This is a genomic window from Sphingopyxis sp. (assembly GCF_016463645.1).
GTDB lineage: Bacteria > Pseudomonadota > Alphaproteobacteria > Sphingomonadales > Sphingomonadaceae > Sphingopyxis.
In genome coordinates, this window is record NZ_JAEMQX010000024.1 from 15302 (window position 1) to 42212 (window position 26911).

Consider the following 26911-nt stretch of genomic DNA (forward strand, 5'->3'; position numbering starts at 1 on the left):
GGGGAGGATTTTCGATGACCAAGGTAATGACGACCAAGGTAGCGGGGCGCCGCGTCGCGCGCCCGGCGCTGGCCCTGCTTCTCGCAGGCGTTTCCGTTCCGGCGCTGGCACAGGAGGCCGCGACCGAAACCGCTGCCGAAGCCGTCGCCGCCGCCGAAACGGTCGACGGCACCGACATCGTGGTCACCGCGCAGAAGCGGTCCGAACGCCTTCAGGACGTCCCCATCGCGGTCAGCGCGCTCGGCGGCGACTCGCTCGAACGCCAGCGGGTGACGCAGGCCGACGAACTGGCGAGCAAGATCGTCAATCTCCAACTCACCTCGACCGTCGGCGACAACACCCCGATCTTTGCGCTGCGCGGCGTGTCGATGTCCGATTACAGCCTCAATCAGGCGAGCCCTGTCGCGACCTATTATGACGAGGTGTACAAGGGCAATTTCGCCTTCCTCGGCGTCGCGATGTACGACCTCGAGCGCGTCGAGGTGCTGCGCGGCCCGCAGGGCACACTCTATGGCAAGAACACGACTGGCGGCGCCGTCAACCTGATCAGCCGGACACCGGTGCTGGGCGATACCGAGGGCTATCTGAACCTCGGCTATTTGGCGAGACATTGGCGGCGCGCGTCGCCTTCACCTTCGCGCGCGCCGACGGCTGGTTCAAGAACCAGCTCCCCGGCGAGCCCGACCTCGCGAGCGTGCGCGAATATGGCGTGCGCGGCAGTCTGCTCTTCGAACCGAGTGACAGCGCGCGCTTTGTCCTGCGCGCCTCGACCAGTTACCAGAACCCCCGCAACTATGGCATTTACGCCCAGCCCGAGGCGGTCAACCGGCCCGGGCTCGGGCGTCGCGAGATCGAGGCCAATGTCACCGACCGCCGCCGTGCGCGGACCTGGTCGGTGTCGCTGACCGGCACCGTCGATTTGAGCGACACGCTCGCGATCACCAGCGTGACCTCGTGGGACAAGGGTCGGCTGAGTTTTTATGAGGATACCGACGGCACCGCGACCGGGCTGCTCGAAATTCCATACACCGACCGGGCGACGCAATTCGCGCAGGACCTGCGCCTGACGAGCGACTTCGGCGGTCCGTTCAACTTCATCCTCGGCGCCTATTTCAACCGCGAGAAGGTTTATAACGAGACGACGTTCGAGATCGGCAAGGACATCGATTCCGATGGTCTGCCCGGCGTCACCGATGCGGATTGCGCGGCTGGCTTCCCCTTGGGATGCCTGTTCCGCAACAGCTTCGACCAGCTCAAGAAAAGCTATGCCCTCTATTCGGACGTCAGCTTCGAGCTGACCGACCAGCTCACGCTGCGCGGCGGCCTCCGCTTCACGCACGACAAGGGAACACAGAGCAATTTCGAAGCCAATGCCTTTGGTCCGAACGGCGTGCTGGTGATGAACCTGATCCCGCCATCGCGGCTCGATTACAGCCAGGAGAATCTGTCGGGCAAGGTCGGCGCCGACTACAAGATCAATCCCGATGTGATGGTCTATGGCAATTACAGCCGTGGCTATCGCGCCCCGAGCTTCAATGCGCAGGCCTTTTTTGACCCGTCGGAGCTGTCGGTGGCGAAGGCCGAGAAGATCGACGCGTTCGAGCTGGGACTGAAGAGCCAGTTCGCCGACCGGCGCGTCACGCTCAACATGGCGGCGTTCCGCTATACGTACAGCAACCAGCAGTTCATCAACGTCGATCCGGCCACCGCAGCGCAGACCTTGCTCAACATCCCGCGCTCGCGGATCCTCGGCGGCGAGGCCGAGCTGACCGTACGCGCGACCGACATGGTGACGCTGCGCGCCGGGGCCGGGCTGCTCGACACGAAAATCAAGCGCGGGACGGTGAGCGGCGTCGATGTCAGCGGTAACCGGCTGTCGAACGCGCCCAAGCTCACCTTCACCGGCGGGGTCGATGCGACGGTGATGGATGGCGGCAACGGGAAACTAAGCCTGCACGGCGACATCAACTATTCGGCGAGCCAGTATTTCGAGGTGCTCAACATCCCCCGGCTGCAGCAGGACAGCTATGTGCTTCTTGCCGGGCACATCGACTGGGAATCGGCCGACGGCCGCTGGAACGCGTCGGTCTGGGGAAAGAACCTGACTAACAAATTCTACTTCACGTCGCGCGTGGACCTGCTCGCAGGCTTCGGTTTCGACTATAACCATGTCGGGACTCCGCGGACCTATGGCGTGACCGTGGGCATGAAATTCTGATCGGAGAGAGAAAATGCCTGATTACAAGATGCTGATCGGCGGCCGGCTGGTGGACGGCGACCACGCGATGGACGTGATCAACCCCGCGACCGAGGAAGTGTTCGCCACCGTTGCGCGCGCGTCCGAACGGCAGGCCGATGAAGCGATCGAAGCGGCGGCAACCGCCTTTCCCGCATGGGCCGAAACCCCGATGGCCGAGCGGCAGGCAAAGGTCAGCCAGCTCGCCGACGCGATCGTGGCGAATGCCGACAAGCTCGCGCGCGCGTTGACGCAGGAACAGGGCAAGCCGCTCGCCGAGGCGCAGGGCGAAATCGCGTGGGCCGAAGGCTATCTGCGCCATTACGCGACGCTCGAAATCGCCGAACGGACGATCCAGGACGACGCGGCCGGGCTAATCCGGGTCCGCCGCAAGCCGCTCGGCGTCGTCGCGGGGATCATCGCATGGAATTTCCCGCTGCTCGTCGCCTGCTGGAAAATCGGGCCGGCGGTGATCGCGGGCAACACGATCGTGCTGAAGCCCGCGCCGACGACGCCGGTCACGGCGCTGATGCTGGGCGAACTCTGCCGCGACATCTTCCCCGCCGGGGTGGTGAACATCATCACCGATGCCAATGACCTTGGCGGCTATCTCACCGCCGACCCGCGCATCGCCAAGGTCGGCTTCACCGGATCGACCGCGACGGGCAAGAAGATCGTGGCGAGCGCCGCCGCCGGGCTCAAGCGGCTGACGCTCGAACTCGGCGGCAATGACCCCGGCATCGTGCTTGAGGATGTCGACGTCCGCGAAACCGCGCAGGGCATCTTCAACGCCGCCTTCCTCAACTGCGGGCAGGTCTGCCTCGCGATCAAGCGCGCCTATGTCCATGACAGTATCTATGACGCGATGTGCGACGAACTCGCGCGGCTTGCCGAGGCGGCGGTGGTCGATGACGGGCTGGCGCAGGGCGCGCAGATCGGGCCGATCCAGAACAAGGCGCAATATGAAAAGGTGAAGGCCTTCCTCGAAAGCGCGCGCCGCGACGGCACGATCGTTGCGGGCGGCGAGGTGATCGACCGCGCCGGATATTTCCTCCGCCCGACGATAGTTCGCGAGGTGACCGACGGGCACGAAATCGTCGACGAGGAACAGTTCGGGCCGATCCTGCCCGTCATACGCTACACCGATATCGATGATGTGGTCGCACGCGCCAATGCGTCGCCTTACGGCCTTGGCGCCTCGGTTTGGTCGCGCGACGTCGATCGTGCGGTGTCTGTCGCAAACCGGATCGAGAGCGGATCGGTGTGGGTCAACCAGCATGTCGCGATCGGCCCGCATATCCCGATGGCGGGGGTTAAATCCTCCGGCCTCGGGGTCGAGCAGTCCGAAGAGGGGCTCGCCGAATATACGCAATTGTCGGTGATCAATGTGGCGCGCGGCGGATGAGCGAGGCTTTCGACTGGAATCCGCCGACGCACTATAATTTCGCACGCGATGCGATCGGCCGGCTCGCTGCGGAGCACCCCGACGCGTGCGCGCTGCTATGGACCGACGGCGCGGGCGCCGTGATAGACCGCAGCTTCGCCGAACTCGCCGACCATAGCGCGCGCGCCGCTGCGGTGCTGAAGGCAGCAGGGGTCGGGCGCGGCGACACGGTGCTCATCCTGATGTCGCGCGAGATCGAATGGTGGGAGCTGATGCTCGCTTGTCTGCGGCTCGGCGCGATCGCCTCGCCCGGCACGGTGCAACTGACCCCGAAGGATATCGCCTATCGCTGCGAGGCGGCCGATGCGCGCTGCATCGTCGCGGGGGTCGACGTCGCGCCGCGCGTCGACGAAACGCCGGTCGATGCGGCGATCCCGCTGATCCACATCGGCGGCCCCCGCCCCGGCTGGACCGATTATGACGCGGCCAAGGCGGTGGCCGAGCCGCTGGCCGACATCGCCGACACCGCGTTCGATGATCCCGCGCTCTGCTATTTCACCAGCGGGACGACGGGCCAGCCGAAGATGACGATCCATGGCGCGGGCTATCCGCTGGCGCACGAAATCACCGGGCGCTTCTGGCTCGATCTCGGCCCCGGCGACCTGCATTGGAACATGTCCGACACCGGCTGGGCGAAGGCGGCGTGGAGCAGCCTGTTCGCGCCCTGGCTGATGGGCGCCGCGATCTTCGTCAATCACGCGTCGGGGTTCGATCCGGTCGCCGCGATGGACCTGCTCGAACGCTTTCCGGTGACGACGCTGTGCGCGCCGCCGACCGCCTATCGCATGTTCGTGCGCGCCGATCTGGAAGGGCGGTCCTTTCCGCACCTGCGCCACTGCGTCAGCGCTGGCGAGCCGCTGAACCCCGAGGTCATCGACCTATGGAAGAAGGCGACGGGGCTCGATATCCACGACGGCTATGGCCAGACCGAGACGGTGCTGCTCTGCTGCAATCGCGCGGGCGCTGCGCGGCAGGGGGCAATGGGCCGCCCGACGCCGGGCATCGACCTCGCGGTTATCGACCATGATGGCGCGGTCCTGCCGCCGGACGAGGAAGGCGACATCGCGCTGCGTGTCGGCGAGCGCCGTCCGCCGGGCCTGTTCCTGGGCTATCGCGGCGACCCCGATCGCACGGCGAGCGTATTCCGGGGCGGCTGGTATCTGACCGGCGACCGCGCGCTGGTCGACGCCGACGGCTTTTTCTGGTTCGTCGGGCGGGCCGACGACGTGATCCTCTCGTCGGGCTATCGCATCGGGCCGTTCGAGGTCGAAAGCGTGCTGTTCGAGCATGAGGCGGTCGCCGAAAGCGCCGTCGTCGCGAGCCCCGACCCGACGCGCGGCGAGGTGGTGAAGGCGTTCGTCGTCCTCGCCCCGGGGCATAGCGCGTCGGACGCGCTGGCAAAGGCGTTGCAGGATCATGTCAAGGCGACCACGGCGCCGTATAAATATCCGCGCCGCATCGAGTTTGTCGGCAGCCTGCCCAAGACGATCAGCGGCAAGATCAGGCGCAAGGAATTGCGCGACGCGGAATTCAGGAAAGTGAGTGCATGACCGACAGTTTCGTTCGCGGTGATACGAGCGCCACGCTGATCGAAATGACGATCGGCGAATGCTTCGACCGGACCGCACAGTTTCATCCAGACGGTGAAGCGCTCGTCGTCCGTCACCAAGGCGTCCGCTGGACATGGCGCGAGCTCAAGACGCGGGTCGACGCGGTCGCGGCGGGGCTGCTCGCGCGCGGGTTGAAGCCCGGCGAGCGGGTCGGCATCTGGGCGCCCAACTGCGCCGAATGGGTGATAGTGCAGTTCGCCACCGCCAAGGCGGGGCTGATCCTCGTCAACGTCAACCCCGCCTATCGCGTCGCCGAACTCGATTATGCGCTGAACAAGGTCGGCTGCGCGGCGCTGATCCTCGCACCGTCGCACAAGACGAGCGACTATGTCGCAATGCTCGGCGAACTCGCGCCCGAGCTTTCATCGTCAACGCCGGGAGCGTTGAGCGCGGCGCGCCTGCCCGACCTTCGGCTGGTCGTGGTGCTCGGCGACGACGAGCATCCCGGCTGCCTGCCCTTCGCGGCGCTCGCAAGCGACGACACGGCCGCGCTGGCGGACATCCGGCTAGGTCCGGGCATGCCGGTCAACATCCAGTTCACCAGCGGCACGACCGGCTTCCCCAAGGGCGCGACGCTGTCGCATCGCAACATCCTGAACAACGGCGCTTTTGTGGGCGCACGGATCGGGCTCAGCCCTGCCGACCGGCTGTGCATCCCGGTGCCGCTCTATCACTGCTTTGGGATGGTGATGGGCAATCTGGCGTGCGCGGTCCACGGCGCGACGATGGTCTATCCGGCCGAAACCTTCGACCCGCAGGCGGTCCTGGAGGCGGTCGAGACCGAGCGCTGCACCGCACTCTATGGCGTGCCGACGATGTTCATCGCGGCGCTGGCGCATCCCGAATTCGCCCGCTTCGACCTCTCGTCGCTCCGCACAGGGATCATGGCGGGGTCACCCTGTCCGATGGCAGTGATGCGCGAGATCATTGACCGGATGCACATGGAGCAGGTGACGATCGCCTATGGCATGACCGAGACCAGCCCTGTCAGCTTCCAGAGCGATACCGACGATCCGCTCGACCTGCGCGTGTCGACCGTCGGGCGGGTCCAGCCGCACCTCGAGGTGAAGCTCATCGACCTTGGCGGCAACGTCGTCGCGCGCGGCGAGACCGGCGAGCTGTGCACGCGCGGCTATTCGGTGATGCTAGGCTATTGGGATGATGCCGAGCGCACCGCCGAGGCGATCGATGCCCAAGGCTGGATGCATACCGGCGATCTCGCGACGCTCGACGAGGACGGCTATTGCCGGGTCGTTGGCCGCATCAAGGACATGGTGATCCGCGGCGGCGAGAATATCTATCCGCGCGAGGTCGAGGAATACCTGCTTACCCATCCCGACATCACCGACGTCCAGGGGATTGGCGTTCCCGATGAAAAATACGGCGAAGAAATGTGCGTCTGGATCATTCTGCGCGCCGGCGCAGTGTTGAACGAAGAGGAAGTCCGCGCGCATTGTCGCGGCCGGATCGCCCACTTCAAGATTCCGCGCCACATCTTCTTCGTCGAAGATTTCCCGATGACGGTCACCGGCAAGGTCCAGAAATTCGCGATGCGCGAGCAGACGATCAGGCTGCTCAAGGAAGCAAACCGACCCTCCGGGGTGGGAGGGTGAACGTCCATTTAATCCTTAGCCATCTCGTTCCCGATCAAATCCCCTGAAAACGGAACGCCGGCGCCTCGACGAATTTCCCGCTGACATCACCCGAAAATACATTCGCCTGATCGACGCCGAGATCGAGCTTGCGGACCTTGCTCGTCCCTTTCGTGAAATCGATCTTGCCAAGGTCGACCCAGAAAGTGTTGGGCGTCGTCGCGGATTCGAAGAAATAGAGCTTTCGTTTGTGGTCGAAGACGGTGCGCCACCGCGTCGAAGAGATTTCGGGCTGGTCGGGCGACGAGATGCCGAGCGGAACCGACACATTGCGGATGACGCCGAACACGCTCGCGAGCATCCGGTTCGGTTCGCCTGTTTTCGGAATCGCATTCACATAGAAGGACGCGCGCGCAAAGCGATCGGCGGCGCGGTTTGTGCCTGGGAGGACCGTCGTGCCGCCAATCGATTGCCAATAGGCATTGAGCGCCAGCTGCTGGTCATAGGTCGGCGAATTGGTCATCACCTGATACTGCCGGCCGTGATGGATGACCTGCTTCCCGTCGATATATTCGATGATCGCGCTGTCGCCCGTTGCGTCCGAAAGCGACAGGTGGAGCGTGGTCAGCCGGTTCTGCCCCGGCACATTGTCGGTCACGATGGTGAAGGGCTCCTTGCGCAGCGCCGCAACGGCGGCGTCGACCGTTGGAAAGCTGTCGAGGACATACTGGGCCCAGGCGGCGATGGTCAGCCCCGGTTTGCTTCCCTTTTCAAACTTCGGATATTCGGCTTCGGCGAGCCAGAGGACATTGGCAACCAAGCCCGCCTCATTGGCCCCGTCGGTCGTCGAGACATCATAGCCGGTAGCGACGACCGAGCCGTATTTCGCGGTCCATTTGAACGAATTCGGTCCCGCCTCGCCGCTGCGCGCGATCCCGCGCGGCAGTATATAGAGGTTCGTGCCGATGTCATATTTCCAGTCCATCGATCGCGCGGTGACAACATGGTCCTCGTCGCCCAGATAAACGAAGCGCGAGCAGGCCTCTGCGGCGATCGGCGCACCCGCCAGCGCCGCCGTGCAAAGCGCCGTTACTCTCTTCCAGGATCGAATATCGAAAACCATGCCTGGCTCCTATCCCATGTGAAAACCGGGCAAGCGCCGCGCGGCCTGTCCGGGCGCGACCGGACATTGCGCATCGACTGCGCCTTGCGCGCCCTCTCGCCACGAAAGGCGATAGGTGACGAGAAAACCGTCATGGTCGGACAACCGCGCTCCATTGTCAGAGCCGTCGAACATCGCTTCGACGCGGATGGGTTCGACGGACACCGCCTTGCCATTGTCGAACGCCTGCAAATCCTGCGTGTCGAGCCACGGCGCATCGCCATCCCATGACATTTTGACGTCGCAGGCCGCGGGTTTCTCGATGCACCAGCGATGGACGATCGTGTAGGGAACCGCGGTCGAGAAGAAATCGAACCGCCCGGGGTTCCGGCGCATGTTGAAATCGCCTCCGATGATCAGCGGGTTATCGGGCACATGATATTCGTCCAGAAAATGCGCCGCCTCGAGCGCCTGATAATGATGTGCCTCGCCGGAGCGTTCGAGCGAGACGCGCGCTGCCCGGCCCGCGTTCATATGCGTCGTGAAGATGTCGATCGGCGACGGCACGCCGGGTATCGTGGCGCGCACCAGCATCATCCCCTTGGCCGCAAGGCAGTCGAAACCCGCGCATGCATTGCGCGCATATCCTTCGCGGACCATTTCGGTGACCGGAAAGTCGCTGAGTACATAGAGACCGCTTCGCATCAACTTGGGCCCGCGCTCGCCCTTCTTGCGGCGGCGTTCGGCGACGAATTTGCCGGCGACCGCGGGGTCTTTCACCATATCCGATCGTTTCGGCCCGCCTATCGCATTCGCATAGCCCGTATGCGCGCCTATCCGCGCCGCCCGGCTGGTAAAGGTCTCCTGCATCAGCACGATATCGGGCGCCCGGCCCTCGGCCCGGAAGGCGGCGAGAGTCTGCCCGATCCGGTCGAGCGAGGGACCGCGCTTCTTGCGGGCAGGCCATGGCAGGCCTTCGACATTGTAGATCAGGACGCTGAGCGTCGTGCTCTGCCGTCCGTCCGCCAGACGCGTGATGACCGGAGTTTCGGACGCATTTGGGCAGGAGGCATATCTGTCCTTCGGCCACGAGGCACAGCCGCCCGCGAGCAGCATGATCGCCGCGGCGGCGGCGATGCGTCGCATCAGCCCCGCACCTCTGCGATAACCCGGCGCCCGAGTGCCGCGACGGCGAGCAGCGCGAGACCGTTGAGCATCAGTTCGACGCCAAGGAACGTGCCAAGGATGGCCGAGCGCCCGCCCTGCAGGTGGCGATACACCAGCAGCGCAAGCAGGAGCGAGACGACACCCGAAACGAGGAGCGGCCAGAAGCTCGAATCCTCACGGTGCGAGAAGCTCCAAACGAGCTTGCCCAGCCCCGAAACGAGCAGCAGTATGCCCATCAGGATCGTGAGCGCCTTGGCGCCGGCGACCGGATGGAACAGGATCGACAGGCCAAGCGCGAGCGCGGCCCCCGCCGTCAGCAGCGACGGAGCGCGCGTTCGCCATTCCTTCTCGAAAAAAGCACCGGCCAGCTGGATCCCACCCGACAGGACCAGCGCGATGGCGGCAAGCGTGACCGCCGCCATCGTCGCAGCCAGCGGGTTGAGAATGGCAAGAACGCCGCAGATGACCGAAAAGACGCCTGCGAAACGGAGCATCATGGCCAGGGTCGACATAGGTTTGCACTCCTCTTGTCGGCCGCAGTCAGCCGAACGACATCGAGCTTAGGGTACGGCGGATATCAACAGGAAAAAGCCGCAAATGACGAGATGGATCGCACCCTGTAAGACCGTTGTGCGCCCGGTGCCCAAGGTCAGTGCGCCAATGAGCAGGGTCAGGCCAAGCAGCGCGATCTGCGCCGGCGGAAGCCCGAGATCGAGCGGCTGCGCGACGACGAGGGAAACGATCGCCACGGCGGGAATGGTGAGCCCGATGCTCGCGATCGCCGAACCGAGTGCGAGATTGAGGCTCACCTGCAACTTGTTGCGAACCGCCGCCTTGATCGCGGCGATGCTCTCGGGAAGCAGGACGATCATCGCGACGATAACCCCGACGAACGCTTGGGGAAGCCCCGCCCCTTCGATCGCCTTGTCGAGCGGATAGGAAAGCTGCTTCGCCAGCAGGACGACGGCGATCAGGCAAAGGACGAGCAAGGCAAGACTGACGAGCGCAAGGTGGCGCGAGGGAAGTATCTCGCTTTCCGCCTCGCCATCGTCGGTCCCGAAAAGAAAATAGTCGCGGTGCTTCACCGTCTGGACGCGGATGAAAATAGCATAGAGCAGGAGCGAGGCGAACGCCACGAACAGGAGCTGGACGGACGAATAGGCCGCGCCGGGAGCCGACAAGGTATATTGGGGCATGACGAGGCTCAGCACCGCCAGCGTGCCGAGGACCGCGAGCGCCGCGGTCGCCCCATCGAGCTTGAATCCGAGCTCGCCATGCCGCCGCGCGCCGACCAGAAGGCTGATGCCGACCACGCCGTTGACCGCGATCATCACCGCCGAAAAGATCGTATCGCGCGCGACCGTCTCGACCCCCTCGGCGCCCGACAGGAGGAATGATACGATCAGCCCGACCTCGATCACCGTGACGGCGACCGCCAGCAGGATCGAACCGAAGGGTTCACCCAGCCGCAAAGCCAATATCTCGGCGTGATGTACGGCCGCAAAGACCGACGCGCCGAGCAGCGCTGCCGCGAGCGCAAGTATGCCCGCATTCCCGACCCCTATGACGTGCGCGCTGAGGCCCGCTATCAGCACAAGCGCGAGGATCGGTACGGCCGCGGTCCAGGCCGGGACCTTCCCGATGGGCGATGCGCTCACGCTATCGGTATCCGCGCACGAAGCGCCGGACTGCTCACTGGCCGCCCTTGTAGAATTTGCCGTCCTTCATGATCACGTCAAAATTCTTTGTCGGATCACCGAGCAGGTCGATGCTCGCGAGCGGGTTGCCATCGACGAGAATAAGATCGGCAAGCGCGCCTTCCTCGACGACGCCGAGTTTCCCGGCATAGGGCGTCCGGGGGCCAGACAGCGCAAGAAGCTGCGCATTGTCATAGGTCACGAGCTTGACGATCTCGGCCGGGGTGAACCACGACTTCAATCTGATCAGATAGGCGTTCTGTTCGGCATTGACGTCGGGCTCGAACAGGAAGTCTGTGCCCCAGGCAAGCTTCACGCCGAGCTTCTTCGCATTCTGCCAAAGCGCCGCATTATTGGCGAGAATCTCGCGACGCTTTTCGCGCCGATTGGGGTCCATGTTCGGATTGTCGTCGGCCAGCGTCTGGGTCGAAAGCCAGATGCCCTTTTCGGCCATCAAGCGAAGCGTAGCCTCGTCGAGAAGCTGACCATGTTCGATGCATTTCACGCCCGCGTCGATCGCCCGGCGGACCGCACGCGGCGTATAGGCATGGACCATCACATAGGTGTTCCAGTCCGCGGCCGCATCTGCGGCGGCCTTCATCTCCTCGAACGTATATTGGGTAACGTCGATCGGATCGTAATCCGAGGAGGTTCCGCCACCCGCCATCAGCTTGATCTGGCTGGCGCCGAAACGCAGATTCTCGCGCGTCGCGGTCAGCACTTCGCTGGTTCCGTCGGCAATGAAATTGGCGCCAAACAGTTCCGATCGCGAAACGGTCCCGCCGAATTTCCGCGACCGCTCGGTCGGCAGCCGGAAGTCGCCATGCCCGCTGGTCTGCGAGATGACTGCCCCCGATGGCCAGATGCGAGGGCCGACGATATTGCCGGCGTCGATCCGGCGCTTGAGGCCGAAAATCGGACCGCCCGCATCGCGCACCGCAGTAAAGCCGCGCAGCAACATATCATGCGCCTGGCGTCCGGCGGCATCCTCGGCCTTTTCGGGGGTGAGGTCGGGCGACAGCATCTGCGGCATCGTCAGCGCGCCGAAGGTCAGATGGACATGCACGTCGATCATGCCCGGCATCAACGTGCGGCCCCCGCCTTCAATGATTTTCGCGGGCCCGCGCGGCGTGATGTCACCGCCGATCTTCGCGATACGGCCACCCTCGATCAAGACATTGGTCGGCGCGCCCAGCTGCCCCTTCACGACGTCGAGCACGCGGACATTGCGGAACAGCGTTTCGGATGCCGCCGGATCCTGAGCCTGTACGCCGACGGAGAAGGAAGAAACGAGGACCGCTGCCGCAACACCCAGTCCCCAACGCAAAGCCGTCATGTTCATCGCCTGCCCCTGTCCAGTTCGAAAGTGTCTATCGAAGCTCCGCGCCTGCCTTCCGGCCGATCAGAATGCGACCGTCGCGCCCAGAAGCGGACCGGCGAGCGCGGCGCTCGTCCGGACATTGCCGCTCTTGTAGTCGACATAGAGGTAACGGTAGCCGCCCGAGAGCCAGATATTTTTCGCGACGCGCAGGTTCGCCGTCGCGGCCGCCTGCCCCGTCACCTCCGATGCAGGGCCGAAGCCGCCGATGTCGCCGTACAGCAGGAACGACAGGCGCGGCGACGCCTTGATGTTGAGGCGCGTCGCAAAAACCGGATCGACGAAGCTCGCCTTTGCGCTCGCCGAAACATTGAGTAACGGCACCGCCGCCTTCGGCCGGATCCACCAGGCCCGCCCGCCAACCAGCACGTCGAGCGACGCACCTTCCTGTTCGACGGCCCGGTAACCGATGAGCGCAGTCGCCGACGTCTGGCTCAGCTTGCCCTCGGCCGGAACGAAGGGAAGCGCCGGATTGCCGGTCGGCACCAGTCCCTCGCGCGACGAGGCTGAGTGGGTGAGGTCGGCGACGACGACCAGCCGGTCATGCTTGACGAGCCCGCTGACGAAGAAGGCCGCGTCGACATCCTCCATCAGTTCGCCGAAGCTCTTGTCGACATGCACCGTGGGAGCGCCCGGCCCCGGCCGAAGCGTCCCCCCGAAACCCGTTGCCCAGACATAGGGCGTAATCTGGACGGTCGTACCGCGCCCGTCTTCCTCCGCTGCCTGGACGGGGTAAGTTATAGCCAATGCCAATATCGCAAATGCAACCGCCGTGCACGGCCGTGCCAAATTCGTCATGAGCCTGCCCCTGTCCAACCATTCAACCAGTCCGGCGACATGATCGCCTGCCAGACTATCCACATCGATCTCTTCGCACCCGGCCCCGCCGGATATCCGTTTGGTTTCAGCGAACTCATATTGGTCGTTCGTCAAATATCTCTTCGCCAGCCGCTATTGTCAATTGATATTGAACGTATACTCGCGGGGCCTGAGTCAACATCGGGTCAACCATTTGACCCTCTCCCGTTGGGATGTCGGGGGCTGCAAGCGAAGCATAAGAGAAGCAGCCATTTCATACGTAAATCCAAAAAGAATCACCACATGACCGAAGGCGAGTGGCAAGGAGCTGTTTTCCTCACAGGTTTAAACTCCGCTTTTGGGGTCGATCGACCGAGGTTCGAATGGCCGAGATGAGGCGCCTTTTCGGACACTAGCGGTCTAGCGTGACGGAAATTTCCCAATGATTTGAGTGTCCATCATATTCATGCCGGGCGCGCCATTTCTCCATGTATTTCAATCATCTTGGATGATTTCCGAAAGCGGGCTCGCGCAGTCATGACGCGCGATCGCGGAAGGGCCGGGCCGGTTCGCTCGCAGCCCGCCCTGATCGAGCCGGCGATATCCGGACCCCTTGGGGAATCGCCGGCGCCGAAGCCTGAAAAAAGATGTTACATTTTTTCTGCCGCCGTTTGTCAAAGGTAACGACGGGTTCGGACGCATAGGGGATTCCGCCGACGCATGGTGGACGAGGAGACAATCAGGGACTGGTTTTGCCGGGAGGTTCTCCCTCTCGAACGGTCGCTTGCGCGCTTTATCGGCCGAAACTGGAGAGTGGCCGATGATGTGATGGACCTGACGCACGACGTGTACGAACTGGCAATTGCCGGCGCGCGACGGGAAATGCCGCGCAATACGCGGCAATATCTGTTTACGGTGGCGCGTAACCATCTCATCAACAGCGCCAAGCGCGCCCGCGTCGTCTCGTTCGAGCTTGTCGCGGATCTTGAGGCGGCGCCGCTCGAGGTCGATTTGTTCGAGACCGACCGGCATCTGGATGCGCGCGAGGCGCTGCGCCGGTTCCAGGCGGGCCTCGACAAACTCTCCCCACGCATCCGCGAAATCGTGACACTTCGCAAGGTGGAGGGCTTTAACATAAACGAGACTGCCGAGCGGCTCGGCATCGGCAAGGATGCGGTCAACCACCAGCTCGCGATGGGCATGAAAGCGCTCGCCGATCACATGCTCGGCGGTGCCGGCCGTATCGTGCGGCGGAAATATCCCGGGCGGGCGGCGAAGGAGGATGGGGCATGAGCTGCGCGCAGGAGGCACGGGACCGGGCTGCGCTGTGGGTCGTCGCGCGCGAGCAGGACGACTGGAGCGAGAGCGACCAGGCGGCGCTCGATGCCTGGCTGGCGGAGTCGGATATGAACAAGGCGGCCTATTGGCGGCTCGACCATAGCTGGCGCGAGGCCGACCGGATCGGTGCGCTTGGCCGGAATGAGAGCCGCAGGCAGGAGCCGTCGCCGCGCGGCCGATGGTGGGTGCCCGCCGCGCTCGCCGCATCTCTGACCCTCGTTGCAGGCGCCGGCTTCTATCGTTCATGGCAGGCCGACCAACGGCAGTCGATTGCGCAGGTCCGATATGACACGCCGGTCGGCGGTCACCGGAAGGTCGGGCTTCCCGACGGCAGTCGCATCGAACTCAACACGGCTTCGGCGGTGCGCGCGGCAGTGGGCAAGGCGAAGCGCGAAATATGGCTCGACCGCGGCGAAGCCTATTTCGAGGTCGCGCACAAGGAGGGGCGCCCCTTCGTGGTTCATGCCGGAAGCCGAACGGTCACGGTGCTCGGCACCAAATTCTCCGTCCGGCGCGACGGCGGCAAGGTCATCGTTTCGGTTCTCGAAGGGCGCGTACGCGTCGATGATGTCGCCAATGTGCATGCGGTACGTTCGACGATCATCTCGGGCGGCGACATCGCCTTGGCGCGCGGCGCTGCGACCCTCGTTACCGCGCGGTCGGACACGCGCGTCGAGGATGCGCTTGCGTGGCGTGCCGGTATGTTGAGCTTCGACCAGAGCCGCCTCGCGGACGTCGCGGCGGAATTCAACCGCTACAATGAAAAGCAGATGGTCGTGACGGATTCCACGGTGTCGAACATCCGCATCGGCGGGATGTTTCCTGCCGCCAAGCCCGACGATTTCGTGCGCCTGCTCCGCGATGCCTATGGTCTCCGGGTCGAGGAAACCGGCCGGGAAATGAAAATCTCGTCCTGACGATTACAGTTTTATGGCGCACCCTTGTCTTGAATCCCCGACGGACGGCCAAACGAGCGTCCGACCACATCGGGGGGACAGAATGGGCATCAAGACTATTGCAACCGCGCTGGCCGCGAGCACGTGCATCGTAGCGCTTTCGGCTCCGGCCTATGCCCAGCAGCGTGCCTTCAATATTTCCGCAGGCGGGCTCGACGCGGCATTGGCCGCCTATGGTCGCCAGTCGGGCCTGCCGATCATATACAAGGCCGAAGAAGTGCGCGGGGTTCGCACGCAGGGGTATCGCGGGTCCGCCACTCCCGAACAGGCGCTGAAGGCGATTCTGGCGAATACGGGCTTTGCGGCGGTTCGCGGCGCATCTGGCTCGGTTGCGATCGTCCGGGCGGGAAACGACCAAAGCGCCGGTGATATTTCGTCGGGACTGGCCGGAGCGGATCGGGACATTGTCGTCACGGGCACCCGGATCAAGGGTGCGGACACGCCGTCGCCGGTGCTCCGCGTGACCGAGACCGATATCCGCGACGCGGGCTTCAGCGATGTCGGGGAGGTGATCCGGAGCATTCCCCAGAATTTCGGCGGGGGGCAGAATCCCGGCGTGGCCTTGGGATCGGGCAACAACACCAACCTCACCGGGGGATCGGCCTTCAACCTTCGCGGTCTTGGTCCCGATGCGACGCTGACCCTGCTGAACGGTCGCCGGCTCTCCTACGGCGGCTTTCAGCAGGCGGTCGACGCATCGCTCGTGCCCGTCGCGGCACTGAAACAGATCGAGATTATCACCGACGGGGCTTCGGCGCTTTACGGGTCGGACGCGGTTGCCGGCGTCGCGAACATCATCCTCAAGCGCGATTTCGATGGCCTGACGATGGCCGGACGGGTCGGTTTCGCGACCGACGGCGGCGGCACCGAACGCCAGCTCAGCGCGACCGCGGGGACGAACTGGGGCAGCGGCGGCTTCATTGCGGCCTATAATTATCTCGATGCCGATCCGATCTTCTCCGATCAACGATCCTACACCGATTATATGCTCGATCCGTCGACCTTGCTGCCAAAACGCCGCAATCACAACGGCCTCGTCAGCCTGCATCAGAAGCTGGCCGATTTCGCCGAGTTCAAGGTCGACGCGCTCTATACGGACCGCCACTTCCGCACATCGTCGGCGCAACCGGCGCAATTGTCCGTCTCGCTTTCCGATTCCAAAGTATATGCGGTGTCGCCAACGCTGGATGTGTCGCTGCCCGCCGGCTGGACGCTGACCTTGGGCGGCACATACAGCGTCGAAGAGAATGTCGTCACCAACCAGGGCTTCAACAGCGCCGGCGCGCTCGTCGCGGGATCCAGGACTTGCTACTGCAACACCGCCTATTCGCTGGAGGCCAGCGGCGAAGGAGCGCTGTTCGATGTGCCGGCCGGCGCGGTACGGCTGGCGGTCGGCGGCGGATATCGCAACAATGAATATGAAGCGGTTCGCCATTCGACGGGCCAGACGCTGACGAAAGGCGATGTTGGGAGCCGCTATGCGTTCGGCGAAATCTACGTTCCGGTCGTGTCTCCCGACATGAACGTGCCGGCCATGCATCGGCTCAATGCAACCGCGGCGGTCCGGCACGAAAATTACAGTGTTTTCGGTAGCATCACGACTCCCAAGCTAGGGCTGATCTATCAGCCGACCGGCGATATTACGCTGAAGGGCTCGTGGGGGCGGTCGTTCAAGGCGCCGACGCTCAACCAGCGCTTTTCGGACTATCTCCTCTATATCCGGCCGGCGGCTGCGATGGGAGGGATCGGCTTCCCGTCGAACGCCACGGTGCTGATGCGTTATGGCGGCGGCGGCGATCTCCAGCCCGAAAAGGCGCAGACCTGGTCGGCCACCTTTGCAGTCGAGCCACGCGCCGTTCCCGGGCTGAGCTTCGACATCAGCTATTTCGATATCGACTATCGCGGCCGCGTCGTTCTGCCGATCGCGAATATGCAGACCGCGCTGAGCGACCCCGCATTCCAGAGCTTCGTGACCTATGACCCGACCGCGCAGCAGATCGCCGATGCGGTCGACCCCGCGGTCCAGATCATCAACGGCACCACCGAACCGCTCAACCCGGCGACGGTCGTCGCGATCGTCGACAATCGCTATTCGAACGTCGCGCGCCAGCGCGCGAGGGGCGTCGATGTCTCCGGCGCCTATCAATTCGACCTTGCTGGCGGCCGCGCGGCGATCCGGGGATCGGCAAGCTGGCTGAAGGGCGACCAGCAGGCGACCGAAGGACTGCCGACTTTTCCCACGGCCGGCATCGTCTATAATCCGGCCAAATTCCGGGCGCGGGGCGGTGTCGTATGGCGCGACGACCATCTGACGCTTTCGGCCTTCGTCAATCATGTCGCGAGCGTCGTCGACAATCGTTTTGTGACGAAGACAAGGACCGGCAGCTTCACGACCGCGGACGCGGTGATCCGTTATCGGACGGGCCCCGGCAGTTCGCTGTGGTCGAATCTGGAGCTGTCGCTGTCGGCGCAGAACGTCCTGAACAAGAAGCCGCCGCTTTACACGCCGCTCGCAAACTTCGTCGTCAATTATGACTCGACCAATTATTCGGCGATCGGACGCCATCTGAGCTTTTCCATCAGCAAGAGTTGGTGATCCGGCGCGCGCGCGGTGAAATTTCCAACTATATTTCAGAAGGATGTACCGTGAGGAAAGGTAAAGGCCGGACGTCGGCCCTGATGATGACGGCGGGCCTTATGCTGGCTGCCATTCCCATGCCCGCGCGCGCGCAATCCGCCGGCGCCGATGCCGAAGCAGCCGTGCCCGATGCGCCGGGCGCCTTTCCCTACGATCTCGCGTTTCAAAGCCGCGAGTTTCGCAGGGACGATCCGCCAGTGGTTTCGCCCGACGGTCATCGCCTCGCCTATGTCGTCGTCACCCCGCCCGACACGCGGGCGCAATCGGTGCGCTTCCTGCCCAACGGCACGCCGGTCTCCGCGATCGGCGCGCGCGTTCATGTCTCCGCCGTTTCCGCGCGAGCGTCGGGCTCGGAGCCGATCTGCGGCGGGCGGGGCAATCAGTGGAACCCGGTTTGGTCGCCCGACGGGCGAACGCTGGCCTTCTATTCCGACGAGGGCGGGCGTCCGCAATTGTGGGTCCATGATCTGGCGGCCGGCGATTGCCGGCAACTGGGCGACGGTACGATCCGTGCCAGCCTGTTCATGGGCTTTCAGCCGCGCTGGTCCGCCGACGGCCGGACGATCTATGTCCCGCTGCGCCCCGATCCGCCGCTCGAAACATCGGACGCCGAGGTTCTGAACAGATTCGATTCGGGTACGGAAGGCGAGCCCGGGGCTCCCCGCCTCTTCTACAGCGGAGGGGAGGGGGGAGCCGCAGGCTCCTCGGCGAGGAGCGTCGATCTCAGCGGATTTCTGCTGTCGAACTATAATTCCACGCTGGCGGCGGTGGATGCCGGATCGGGGACCACCCGTATTCTTGTCGATGCCCGCGCCGAGCCTCGCCCCAGCACGTTGAAACCGTCACCGTCGGACCGCTGGATCGTCTCTGCGTCGGTACCCGCGGGGACGCCCGCCGCCGCGACGAGGGAGCTCGCTTTTCTGCCGAGCTCCGGGGGTGCCGCGCAGATTCTGGTCAAAGGTTTTTCGGCGGCCGGCACCGATCCGCAATACCGCTGGCAGCCCGGCGAAGACCGGCTGGTCTATCTTTACGAAAAGCGCGCCTGGCGCGTCGATTTTGGCCCGTCGGGCCCCGGGGCGCCGCAAAGGCTCGGAGAATCGCTCGGCGATCTGGCAGACTCCATCCTCTCGTTCACGCGGGATGGACGCTCGCTCGTCGCGCGGGTCGACCGGAAGGGCGAGAGGGGCGAACCCCGCGCCGCGCTCGCCGCCATTCCGCTCGATGGCTCCGGGCCTGTCGAATTGGCGCTGCCGGATCCGGCTTCATGGGCATTTCTCGATGTCGTTCGCGCGAACGAGGATATGCTGTGGCAGCCCGACCCACATTATCTGACCGTGCAGATGCGCCATCGCACGACCGGCGAACAAGCTTTTTTCCGGATTGCGCTGGCATCGGGAGAGGTGCGGCTGATGGTTTCGGGTCTGCACCGGCTGCAGCATTTCGTATCGGGGGGCGATCACCGGACCCTCTATGCTGTATACGAGGATGTCGACACGCCGCCCGATCTCTATCGCTATGATGCGAGGCTTGCGCAGCAGGGCCGCATCTCCGCGATCGAACCGCGCCTGACCGGTATCCGCCTTGGCGGCGTCCGGGTGATTGAGACGGCCGCGCCCTTGCACGATGGCCGCATCGCGAATGTTCGCACGACGCTGCTGCTGCCGCCGGGGGCGAAGCCCGGCGACAAGCTCCCGGCGATCGTGATGATCTATTCGGGTTCGGATCTGTCGACGAGCGCGTCCTATTATGGCGGCGGCAGCGGGAACACGATCCCGAACCAGATATTCACGAGCCGCGGCTTTGCGGTGGTGATGGCGGATATCCGGCTTTCCCCGATGGGCCAGCCGGGCAATCCGGCGCGGGACATGACGGATATCCTGTTGCCGCAAATCTACGCTCTCGCCGACGCCGGCCATATCGACATCGGGCGCCTGGCGATCAGCGGCCAGTCTTTCGGCGGATACAGCACCGCCGCGATCGTCAGCACCACCAATCTCTTCCGCGCCGCCATCCCCATAAACGGCACATTCGACCTCGGTTCGATGTACGGTGGCATGGATACCCAGGGAAGCAGCTTCACCACCCATTGGGCGGAAAAGGGACAGGGTCGCATGGGCGAAACGCCTTGGGACAATCCGCTGCGCTACATCTCGAACTCGCCTTATTATCGGCTCGACGGAATTCGTACGCCCATGCTGATCGTTGCGGGCGAGGCGGATAATGTGGTTCCGCCCGAGCAGTCGACGCGGCTGTTCGTCGGCTTGCGGCGTCTGAAGAAACCGGCGCAACTGGTGGTCTATCCGGGGCAGGGGCACGCGATCGGCGACTGGTCGCTGGACCAGGCTGCCGATGTGAGCGAGCGCATGGTGGAGTTCCTGAACCGCCATCTGCAGAAAGCGCGATGATCGTCCGGGCCGTCACCGCAATCCTGCGCGGCGGAAGGTCTGCATTGACGACATTCGACCCGGGCGCGGAACGTCGGGATTGATATTTTCCCATAACCCGTCGTTCCCGATCCCGACCCTGCTCAACTGCGTTCAAGGTCTTCGCCCTTGGCGCATTGTTTGAACGCCACCGATCGCGCCCTCCATGCTGGCAGGCAGTGCGGCCGCCTCTCCGCACGCGCCGGGCGCGCTCATGGTTCATCGCGGATAATGCTGCTCAATCTTTGCGCCCGGATCTCGCGTTTCAGGACCTTCCCTACCTTCGACCGAGGCAGATCGTCCCGGATTTCGAGTTCTTTCGGCGCCTTGACACTGCCGATCGCTGCCTTGACGTGCGCCATGATCTCGTCAGCGCTGGCCCTCTGTCCGGTGCGAAGCTGGACGACGGCGCAGACGCGCTCGCCCCATTTATCGTCGGGCATGCCGAACACCGCACCGTCCTGGACCGCGGGATGCGCGAGCAGCGCCGCCTCGACTTCGGCCGAATAGACATTGAAGCCGCCGGTGATGATCATGTCCCTGGCACGGTCGACGATGTAGAGGAAATTGTCGGAATCGAGATAGCCGATGTCGCCGGTGCGGTGCCAGCCGTTCAGCGTCGCCTCGGCGGTCGCATCGGGATTCCTGTAGTAGCCGTCCATCACAAGCGACCCGCGCACAACGATCTCGCCGCGTTCGCCCCGCGCGAGCATATTGCCCTCCGCATCAAGGATCGCGACCTGCACCAGCGGCCCCGGCTTGCCCGCCGACGACAGGCGATGGCGCGCGATCGACCCGTCGGGATTGAAATGGTCCTGCGGCGCCATCATCGAGATCATCATCGGCGCCTCGGTCTGGCCGAAGAGCTGCGCCATTACCGGACCGAGCTTGCCGATCGCTTCTTCGAGCCGCGCGGGCGAGATCGGCGCCGCGCCGTACCAGAAGCATTGCATCGCCGAGAGGTCGGTCGCGGCGAGCGCCGGATGGTCGAGCAGCATGTAGATCAGTGTGGGCGGCAGGAACGTATGCGTTGCGCGGTGGTGCGCCGCGAGCGCCAGGAATTCGCCAACGTCGGGGTAGGGCATGATCACGATCTCGCCGCCGTGCGCCATGATCGGGAAGGCCAGCACCCCCGCCGCATGGGTCAGCGGCGCCATCGCGAGGTAGACCGGACGCCCCTCGAACGGATAGCCCATCAAGGTCAGCGCGGTCATCGCCTCGAGGTTGCGGTTGGTCAGCATCACCCCCTTGGGATGCCCCGTCGTGCCACCCGTGCCGGGCAACATTGCAAGGTCGCTGACGGGCGTTGCCGCGAACGGGACATCGGCAACACCCGCCAGCCACTCGTCGAGCGACGGCGCGAAAGGCTGCCCGGCGTCGAGGCAGACGAGCTGCTCGAGCTTGGGCAGATCCTTTCGCAGCGCAGCGACGAGTTCGGCGAATTTCGAATGAAAGAACAGCGCCGCGCAGTCGAAATTGTCGAGCACATAGGCGTTCTCGGCGGCTTCGTTGCGCGGGTTGATCGGGCACCACACCGCAGCGGCGCGCGAGATGGCGAAGACGCAGGCGAAGGCAACGGGATCGTTACCCGACAGGATCGCGACATGCTTGCCCGGCGTGATCCCCGATGCGTTCAGCCCGCGCGCGACGCGGTGGGTGAGTTTCTGTACCTCGGCGTAGGACAGGCCCTTGCCGTCCATCGTCAGGCACGGCGCCTCGGGCCCGAGCGACGCGCCCTTGTCCAGCCAGTCAACGAGCCGCATCGCCGCTCTCTCCTCAATCGTGGACCGTGACGACCGGTTTCAGCACCAGCCCGAACTGGCGCAGCGTGCCGAGCAGTTCGCGGTACCCGAACGCTTGGCACGCCGAGGCGAAGCCGGTGCGTCGCGGAGGTTGCTGGAGCAGGTTCGCGGCGCACCATGCCTGCATCAGCCCCGTCTGCTTGTAATTGCAATTGCCGTGGACCAGCACATGCGCGCGGCCGAGCGGGCCCGAGGCGTGGACCGAGTCGATGCTTGTGTTGAGCCGCGGATTCTCGCGCGGCGGCATGTCGCCCTGTACCGATTCCGCCATTTTGGCGAGCGCGGCTTCCTGTTCCTCGAACGGCAGCGGCTTGATGTCGGTGTCGATCATCTTCGTCATATTGACGACATTGTCCATCACCTCGCGCGCGAACACGCCGCCATAGACCTTCACCGTCGACACGCGCGGGTCCTGCTTGAACCAGATCGGGTGCGAGGTGCCGCCCCACGGCAGCGTGAGCGCGGTCGCGTGCTGGCCGGGAACATGGCACTCGGTTGCGGTCAGCGTCGGCCATTGCGCATACTGGTTGTTCTCGAGGAAATACCAGTCGGCCTTCAGGATCGTGAAGATCGTCTGCACCGAGGCATAGGTCGGGAAGCCCTTCCACAGCACGAGCATGTCGAGCGTGTCGAGACCGGGCATGGTATCGAGCGCGATATTCGCCGCGATCTCACCCGTCGTGTACATCTGCGCAACGCAGGGCGAGAGCAGCAGGTCCTTCTTCGCGAAAGCGTTGCCCCATTTCTCCTGCGCCGACATCATCCAGTCCTGCTCGCCGGTGGTGTCGAGATAATGGCATCCGGCAGCAAGCGCCGCCTCGACCGTCTCGGGGCCATATTTGATGAACGGGCCGACCATGTTGCACACGACCTTCGCGCCCTTGAACAACCTGGTCAGCGCCTCGACGCTGTGCTCGACCTCGGCAACTTCATAGTCGGCGGTCTCGATGCCGGGCACCTTGTCCATCACCTCCTGCACGCGCTTCGCATCGCGCCCCGCTGCGATGAAGGGAATGCCGAGTTCGCGCAGATATTCGCAGACGAGGCGGCCGGTGTAGCCCGAGGCGCCATAGACGATGACCGGTTTCTTGCTCATTGGATTTTCCTGTTTTTCCGGATGTTTGGTGGATCAGATCGCGGTGTAGCCGCCGTCGACGATCAGCTCGCTGCCGCACATGTACGCGGCATCGTCGCTGGCGAGGAACAGCAGCGGACGCGCGATCTCGCGCGTCGTCGCCATGCGGCCCAAGGGAATGGCGGCGGCGGTCGCGGCGGCGAAACCCGCAGCTTCGTCGCCGAGCGCGCCGACCGCATCGGCAACCAGCTTGGTCTCGCAATAACCGGGGTGGAGCGAGTTGATCCGCACCGGCCAGCCCTTGCGCGCGCAATCGACGGCGACCGCCTTGGTCAGCATCGCGACCCCCGCCTTGCTGGCGTTGTAGGCGGGGAAGAGCGGCTCGGCGACGTTCGCGGCGATCGAGGCGACGTTGACGATTGTCCCGCCCTTTTCCTTCATCGCCTCGATGCCGGCGCGAACGCCGAGGAAGACGCTCTCGAGATTGACCGCCATCAGCCGCTGCCATTCGGCGAGGCCGGTATCGACGACCGATTTCAGGAAGCCCATGCCCGCATTGTTGACGAGGATGTCGAGCTTGCCCTCGCGCGCCACGACGTCCGCGATCAGCACGGCCCATTCCGCCTCGTCGGCGACATCCTGCCGCCTCGCTTCGGCTTTCAGCCCCTCGGCGCGGATCGCGACTGCGGCCGCCTCGGCCTCGTCGCCGTCGATATCGGTGATCGTCACCGAAGCCCCTTCGCGGGCGAACTCCTGCGCGGCGGCGAGCCCGATGCCGCGCGCGGCGCCGGTAATCAGCACGCTCTTGCCGGTAAAACGCATCATGACATGCTCCAGAAATATGGGTCAGCAACAAATCGGGGACGGCGGGCCAAGGGTGGGGCGCCCGCCGGTCCCCGTGGCGTGGGGCGATCAGAACTTGAAGGTCGCCTCGACGCCGTAAGTGCGCGGGGTCCCGCGGTTCAGATAATCGAGCCCGAAGACGTCGATGTTGAGCCCGTAGGTGTAGTAATATTTGTTGGTCAGGTTCTTGACCCACGCGCTGACCGACAGATTCTCGTTCGCCTGAAAGGTCAGCCGGCTGTTCAGCAGCCAATATCCGGGATTGCCGCAGGTGAAGGCCACGCCGGCGGGGCGGGCGGCACCCGGTGCCCCGGGCCTGTCGCACGGGTCGAGCCCGTAGTCGCCGAAGGCGTCGAAATAATATTTGCCCATATAGCTCGCGTCGCCGCGCAGCGTCAGCTTGCTGTCGCCCTTCTCGAAAATCTCCCAGTCGAACCCGGCGTTGATCGTGACCTTCGGCGCATTGGGGAACGGGTTGCCGTTCACATTGCGTGTGAACTGGGTCGCGGGATCGTCCGGGTCGACGACATTGCCCTTATATTTGCTGTTGAGATAGCCGAAGGCCGTGTTGAGCTGCAGACCGTCCATCGGCTGCACGGTCAGCTCGGCTTCGCCGCCCCAGACCCGGCCGTTGGCGCTGCGGGTAAAGGTCGTGGCGCCGACGACCTGCGTCGTCTGCTGGTTCGAATAGTCATAATAGAAGCCGGCGAGGTTGAGCTGCACCCGGCGGTCGAGGAACTGCGTCTTCAGCCCTGCCTCGTACGCATTCACCTTCTCGGGCTTGATATAATAGACTTGGTTGGTGCCCTGATAGGCGAGGCCGTTGTAGCTGCCGCTGCGATAGCCGCGGCTGTACTGCGCATAGCCCATGATATCGTCGGCGAACTCATAGCTGACGTTGACGCGCCCGGTCAGTCGGTTCGCCTTTTCCTGCAAATTCATCTTCGGCAGGTCGGGGTCGTAGGGGAAGGCGTAGGGAATCAGATTGACTGCGGGTGTCGTCCCGTCGAGGCTGTAGATAAAGGTGCTGCCGTTCAGGAATCTCACCTTGTCCATCGTGTAGCGCAGGCCCACCGCGACGGTCAGCCGGTCGGTCGCCTTCCACGTCAGGTCGCCGTAGATCGCCTTCGACGGGCGCGAGATGTCGAAATCCTGCTTGCCGAGGATCGGGCCGAACGGCCCCGCGCCCGCGGCGAGGCATCCCTGATAATAGGCGCCGCCGGCAGGGAAATTGCCCGTATTGTTGATCGCGATATCGGTCTGGTACGCGACGAGCGTCCGCGCGTCGAAAAATCCGTTCGGATTGACGACGACGGGATCGCAGAAGCCGGCGGTGCCGGGCGTGAGCGTCGGGTCGAGCGCGAAAGCGGGTAACACCCGGATCGAATCGGGCGTCCCGATCGCGGCGTTGTTGTACCCGCCGGGAACGCCGAGCCCGAGCAGCATCGGCCGCAAGGCACCGAAGAAGTCGGGCTCGTTGCGCGTCTTGATCTTGTCCTTGCCGTAATAGAGGCCGCCGACGAAATCGATGCTGTCATCCGAATAGTTCAGCCGCAGGTCCTGATTGAAGTTCTTGCTGCTGCTGTTGAAACGGATCGAGCAGAGATCGATCGGCGAACCGTCGCAATCATTGGGCGAGGTGCTGTATTTGCCGGTGTCGTAGCCGGTGATCGACGTGAGCGTGAAATTGTCGTTGAGTTCGTAGCTGATGTTCAGCGCGACCCCCTTCGAAGAGGAGAGCCGCTTGCCGCCCGCGTCGGCGGACACCTCGTTCTTGCCGAGCGCGCGCCCGCCGTTCAGCGGCGAGGCGTCGAAGCGCGAATAGCCGACGACATCCTGTCCACCGCCGAGCTGGCCGATCGAATAGGCGTTTGCGCCCCACGGGTTATCCTTGGCGGCATAGAGTTTGAGATTGATGTCGAGCGCGTCGCCGGGTCTCCAGCGCAGCGAAACGCGGCCCGCGATCGAATCGGTGGTCCCGACCTTGCGATCCTGCGCCGGATTATATTGCCAGCCGCCGCCCTTGGCGACGGTTCCCGCAACGCGAATGCCCAGTATGTCGGGGATGATCGTCTTGTCGAAACCGCCTTCGACCGTCTTGGTGTGGTAATTGGCGTAGCCGAGCGTGAGATAGCCCTCGTCTCCCGCCAGTGACGGCTTTCTGGTGAAAAAGCTGATCGCGCCGCCGGTGGTGTTGCGGCCATAAAGCGTGCCCTGCGGTCCGCGCAGCACCTCGACGCGGTCGATGTCGTAGAGCTGTCCGCCGTGGCTGGCGCGGAAGCTCTGATAGACTTCGTCGACATAGACGCCGACCGGCGATGCGGTGGAGGCCGAAAATTCATTGGCGACCGAAATCCCGCGCAGCGAGAAGTTCGGCTGGGTCTTGCCATAAGGGGTCGAGATTTGCAGGCTCGGCACCGCGCCCATCAGGTCGGAGGTCTCGTTGATCCCGCGTGCCTCGAGCGCATCGCCGCCGATCGCCGAGACCGCCGCCGGAACGTCCTGCAGATTCTGCGCGCGCTTTTGCGCGGTCACGACGATCTCGGCGATTCCGCCGCTGTCAGACGTTCCGCTATCGGCGGGCGGCGCCTCCTGCGCCAGCGCGGCGGCGGGCCAGCCGATCAGCATGGTGGTGGACAGGCAGGTCGCCAGAAAAGCCTTGTTGGTCACGCTTTCTCTCCCGTCGTTCGACCCCGTTCTGTGCGGTGTCTTCGTTGGGGAAGAAGCTATGGCGACGGCCGGTCCCGCGACAGACAAGGCGGCGGGGGGAACGGTGGGGGGGTGTTGCGGCTCCGCTTGCTCCATCAAGCTC

19 protein-coding genes are annotated in these 26911 nt (G+C 64.2%); 9 read left to right on the top strand and 10 right to left on the bottom strand.

The window, feature by feature from the left end:
* The first annotated feature begins 14 nt into the window (after positions 1-14).
* Genes JHC57_RS07610 through JHC57_RS07630 form a run of 5 tightly spaced genes read left to right on the top strand, consistent with a single transcriptional unit; the run spans position 15 to position 6903 of the window.
* A complete protein-coding gene (locus tag JHC57_RS07610) occupies positions 15-905 on the top strand; it encodes a TonB-dependent receptor plug domain-containing protein (protein WP_294029409.1) in 891 nt (296 codons plus the stop codon).
* Positions 800-2218, top strand: coding sequence for a TonB-dependent receptor (locus tag JHC57_RS07615; protein WP_294029428.1), 1419 nt, complete (start codon positions 800-802; stop codon positions 2216-2218). The genes JHC57_RS07610 and JHC57_RS07615 overlap by 106 nt, the downstream gene beginning before the upstream one ends.
* A 13-nt stretch (positions 2219-2231) precedes the next feature.
* Positions 2232-3641: an aldehyde dehydrogenase family protein gene (locus tag JHC57_RS07620; RefSeq protein ID WP_294029410.1), complete on the top strand. Its 1410-nt coding sequence runs from the start codon at positions 2232-2234 to the stop codon at positions 3639-3641.
* On the top strand, positions 3638-5230 hold the full coding sequence (locus tag JHC57_RS07625; RefSeq protein WP_294029411.1) for an AMP-binding protein: 1593 nt from the start codon (positions 3638-3640) through the stop codon (positions 5228-5230). Before JHC57_RS07620 ends, JHC57_RS07625 begins: the two co-directional genes overlap by 4 nt.
* Complete coding sequence (locus JHC57_RS07630) at positions 5227-6903, top strand: AMP-binding protein (protein ID WP_294029412.1); 1677 nt, start codon at positions 5227-5229, stop codon at positions 6901-6903. The genes JHC57_RS07625 and JHC57_RS07630 overlap by 4 nt, the downstream gene beginning before the upstream one ends.
* Positions 6904-6937: 34 nt before the next feature.
* On the opposite strand, the gene JHC57_RS07635 is transcribed toward JHC57_RS07630, so the two are convergent.
* The 6 genes from JHC57_RS07635 to JHC57_RS07660 all read right to left on the bottom strand — a co-directional run bounded on the left by JHC57_RS07635 (position 6938) and on the right by JHC57_RS07660 (position 12973).
* Positions 6938-8005, bottom strand: a complete 1068-nt coding sequence (locus JHC57_RS07635) for a linear amide C-N hydrolase (protein ID WP_294029413.1) — start codon at positions 8003-8005, stop codon at positions 6938-6940.
* Positions 8006-8014: 9 nt separating this feature from the next.
* Positions 8015-9130, bottom strand: a complete 1116-nt coding sequence (locus tag JHC57_RS07640; protein ID WP_294029414.1) for an endonuclease/exonuclease/phosphatase family protein — start codon at positions 9128-9130, stop codon at positions 8015-8017.
* A complete protein-coding gene (locus JHC57_RS07645; protein WP_294029415.1) occupies positions 9130-9663 on the bottom strand; it encodes an HdeD family acid-resistance protein in 534 nt (177 codons plus the stop codon). The genes JHC57_RS07640 and JHC57_RS07645 overlap by 1 nt, the downstream gene beginning before the upstream one ends.
* Positions 9664-9711: 48 nt before the next feature.
* A complete protein-coding gene (locus tag JHC57_RS07650) occupies positions 9712-10809 on the bottom strand; it encodes an ionic transporter y4hA (protein ID WP_294029416.1) in 1098 nt (365 codons plus the stop codon).
* Between the two features lie 34 nt (positions 10810-10843).
* Positions 10844-12184 carry an amidohydrolase family protein gene (locus JHC57_RS07655; RefSeq protein ID WP_294029417.1) on the bottom strand — a complete coding sequence of 447 codons (1341 nt, stop codon included), beginning with the start codon at positions 12182-12184 and terminating at the stop codon, positions 10844-10846.
* A 66-nt stretch (positions 12185-12250) separates the two neighbouring features.
* Positions 12251-12973 carry a hypothetical protein gene (locus JHC57_RS07660; protein ID WP_294029418.1) on the bottom strand — a complete coding sequence of 241 codons (723 nt, stop codon included), beginning with the start codon at positions 12971-12973 and terminating at the stop codon, positions 12251-12253.
* Positions 12974-13744: 771 nt separating this feature from the next.
* On the opposite strand from JHC57_RS07660, the gene JHC57_RS07665 reads away from it, so the two are divergent.
* The 4 genes from JHC57_RS07665 to JHC57_RS07680 all read left to right on the top strand — a co-directional run bounded on the left by JHC57_RS07665 (position 13745) and on the right by JHC57_RS07680 (position 20361).
* Positions 13745-14317, top strand: a complete 573-nt coding sequence (locus JHC57_RS07665) for an RNA polymerase sigma factor (RefSeq protein WP_294029419.1) — start codon at positions 13745-13747, stop codon at positions 14315-14317.
* Positions 14314-15279, top strand: coding sequence for a FecR domain-containing protein (locus JHC57_RS07670; RefSeq protein WP_294029420.1), 966 nt, complete (start codon positions 14314-14316; stop codon positions 15277-15279). The genes JHC57_RS07665 and JHC57_RS07670 overlap by 4 nt, the downstream gene beginning before the upstream one ends.
* An 82-nt stretch (positions 15280-15361) precedes the next feature.
* Positions 15362-17914, top strand: coding sequence for a TonB-dependent receptor (locus JHC57_RS07675; protein WP_294029421.1), 2553 nt, complete (start codon positions 15362-15364; stop codon positions 17912-17914).
* Between the two features lie 50 nt (positions 17915-17964).
* Complete coding sequence (locus JHC57_RS07680) at positions 17965-20361, top strand: prolyl oligopeptidase family serine peptidase (protein ID WP_294029422.1); 2397 nt, start codon at positions 17965-17967, stop codon at positions 20359-20361.
* Positions 20362-20591: 230 nt separating this feature from the next.
* On the opposite strand, the gene JHC57_RS07685 is transcribed toward JHC57_RS07680, so the two are convergent.
* The 4 genes from JHC57_RS07685 to JHC57_RS07700 form a co-directional block, all read right to left on the bottom strand.
* The gene (locus JHC57_RS07685; RefSeq protein ID WP_294029423.1) at positions 20592-22142 is read right to left on the bottom strand and encodes an AMP-binding protein; all 1551 of its coding nucleotides are present in this window, start codon (positions 22140-22142) and stop codon (positions 20592-20594) included.
* 13 nt (positions 22143-22155) lie between these two features.
* Complete coding sequence (locus JHC57_RS07690) at positions 22156-23277, bottom strand: DUF5938 domain-containing protein (protein WP_294029424.1); 1122 nt, start codon at positions 23275-23277, stop codon at positions 22156-22158.
* 33 nt (positions 23278-23310) lie between these two features.
* Positions 23311-24081, bottom strand: a complete 771-nt coding sequence (locus tag JHC57_RS07695) for a glucose 1-dehydrogenase (RefSeq protein WP_294029425.1) — start codon at positions 24079-24081, stop codon at positions 23311-23313.
* Between the two features lie 87 nt (positions 24082-24168).
* A complete protein-coding gene (locus tag JHC57_RS07700) occupies positions 24169-26769 on the bottom strand; it encodes a TonB-dependent receptor (RefSeq protein ID WP_294029426.1) in 2601 nt (866 codons plus the stop codon).
* Positions 26770-26911: the final 142 nt, after the last annotated feature.

Excerpts from the sequence above, each read along its gene's own strand:
- JHC57_RS07625 (WP_294029411.1), top strand. The coding sequence starts at position 3,638 with ATGAGCGAGGCTTTCGACTGGAATCCGCCGACGCACTATAATTTCGCA.
- JHC57_RS07670 (WP_294029420.1), top strand. The coding sequence starts at position 14,314 with ATGAGCTGCGCGCAGGAGGCACGGGACCGGGCTGCGCTGTGGGTCGTC.
- JHC57_RS07645 (WP_294029415.1), bottom strand. The coding sequence starts at position 9,663 with ATGTCGACCCTGGCCATGATGCTCCGTTTCGCAGGCGTCTTTTCGGTC.
- JHC57_RS07655 (WP_294029417.1), bottom strand. The coding sequence starts at position 12,184 with ATGACGGCTTTGCGTTGGGGACTGGGTGTTGCGGCAGCGGTCCTCGTT.
- JHC57_RS07630 (WP_294029412.1), top strand. The coding sequence starts at position 5,227 with ATGACCGACAGTTTCGTTCGCGGTGATACGAGCGCCACGCTGATCGAA.
- JHC57_RS07635 (WP_294029413.1), bottom strand. The coding sequence starts at position 8,005 with ATGGTTTTCGATATTCGATCCTGGAAGAGAGTAACGGCGCTTTGCACG.
- JHC57_RS07665 (WP_294029419.1), top strand. The coding sequence starts at position 13,745 with ATGGTGGACGAGGAGACAATCAGGGACTGGTTTTGCCGGGAGGTTCTC.
- JHC57_RS07675 (WP_294029421.1), top strand. The coding sequence starts at position 15,362 with ATGGGCATCAAGACTATTGCAACCGCGCTGGCCGCGAGCACGTGCATC.
- JHC57_RS07695 (WP_294029425.1), bottom strand. The coding sequence starts at position 24,081 with ATGATGCGTTTTACCGGCAAGAGCGTGCTGATTACCGGCGCCGCGCGC.
- JHC57_RS07690 (WP_294029424.1), bottom strand. The coding sequence starts at position 23,277 with ATGAGCAAGAAACCGGTCATCGTCTATGGCGCCTCGGGCTACACCGGC.
- JHC57_RS07685 (WP_294029423.1), bottom strand. The coding sequence starts at position 22,142 with ATGCGGCTCGTTGACTGGCTGGACAAGGGCGCGTCGCTCGGGCCCGAG.
- JHC57_RS07610 (WP_294029409.1), top strand. The coding sequence starts at position 15 with ATGACCAAGGTAATGACGACCAAGGTAGCGGGGCGCCGCGTCGCGCGC.
- JHC57_RS07640 (WP_294029414.1), bottom strand. The coding sequence starts at position 9,130 with ATGCGACGCATCGCCGCCGCCGCGGCGATCATGCTGCTCGCGGGCGGC.
- JHC57_RS07620 (WP_294029410.1), top strand. The coding sequence starts at position 2,232 with ATGCCTGATTACAAGATGCTGATCGGCGGCCGGCTGGTGGACGGCGAC.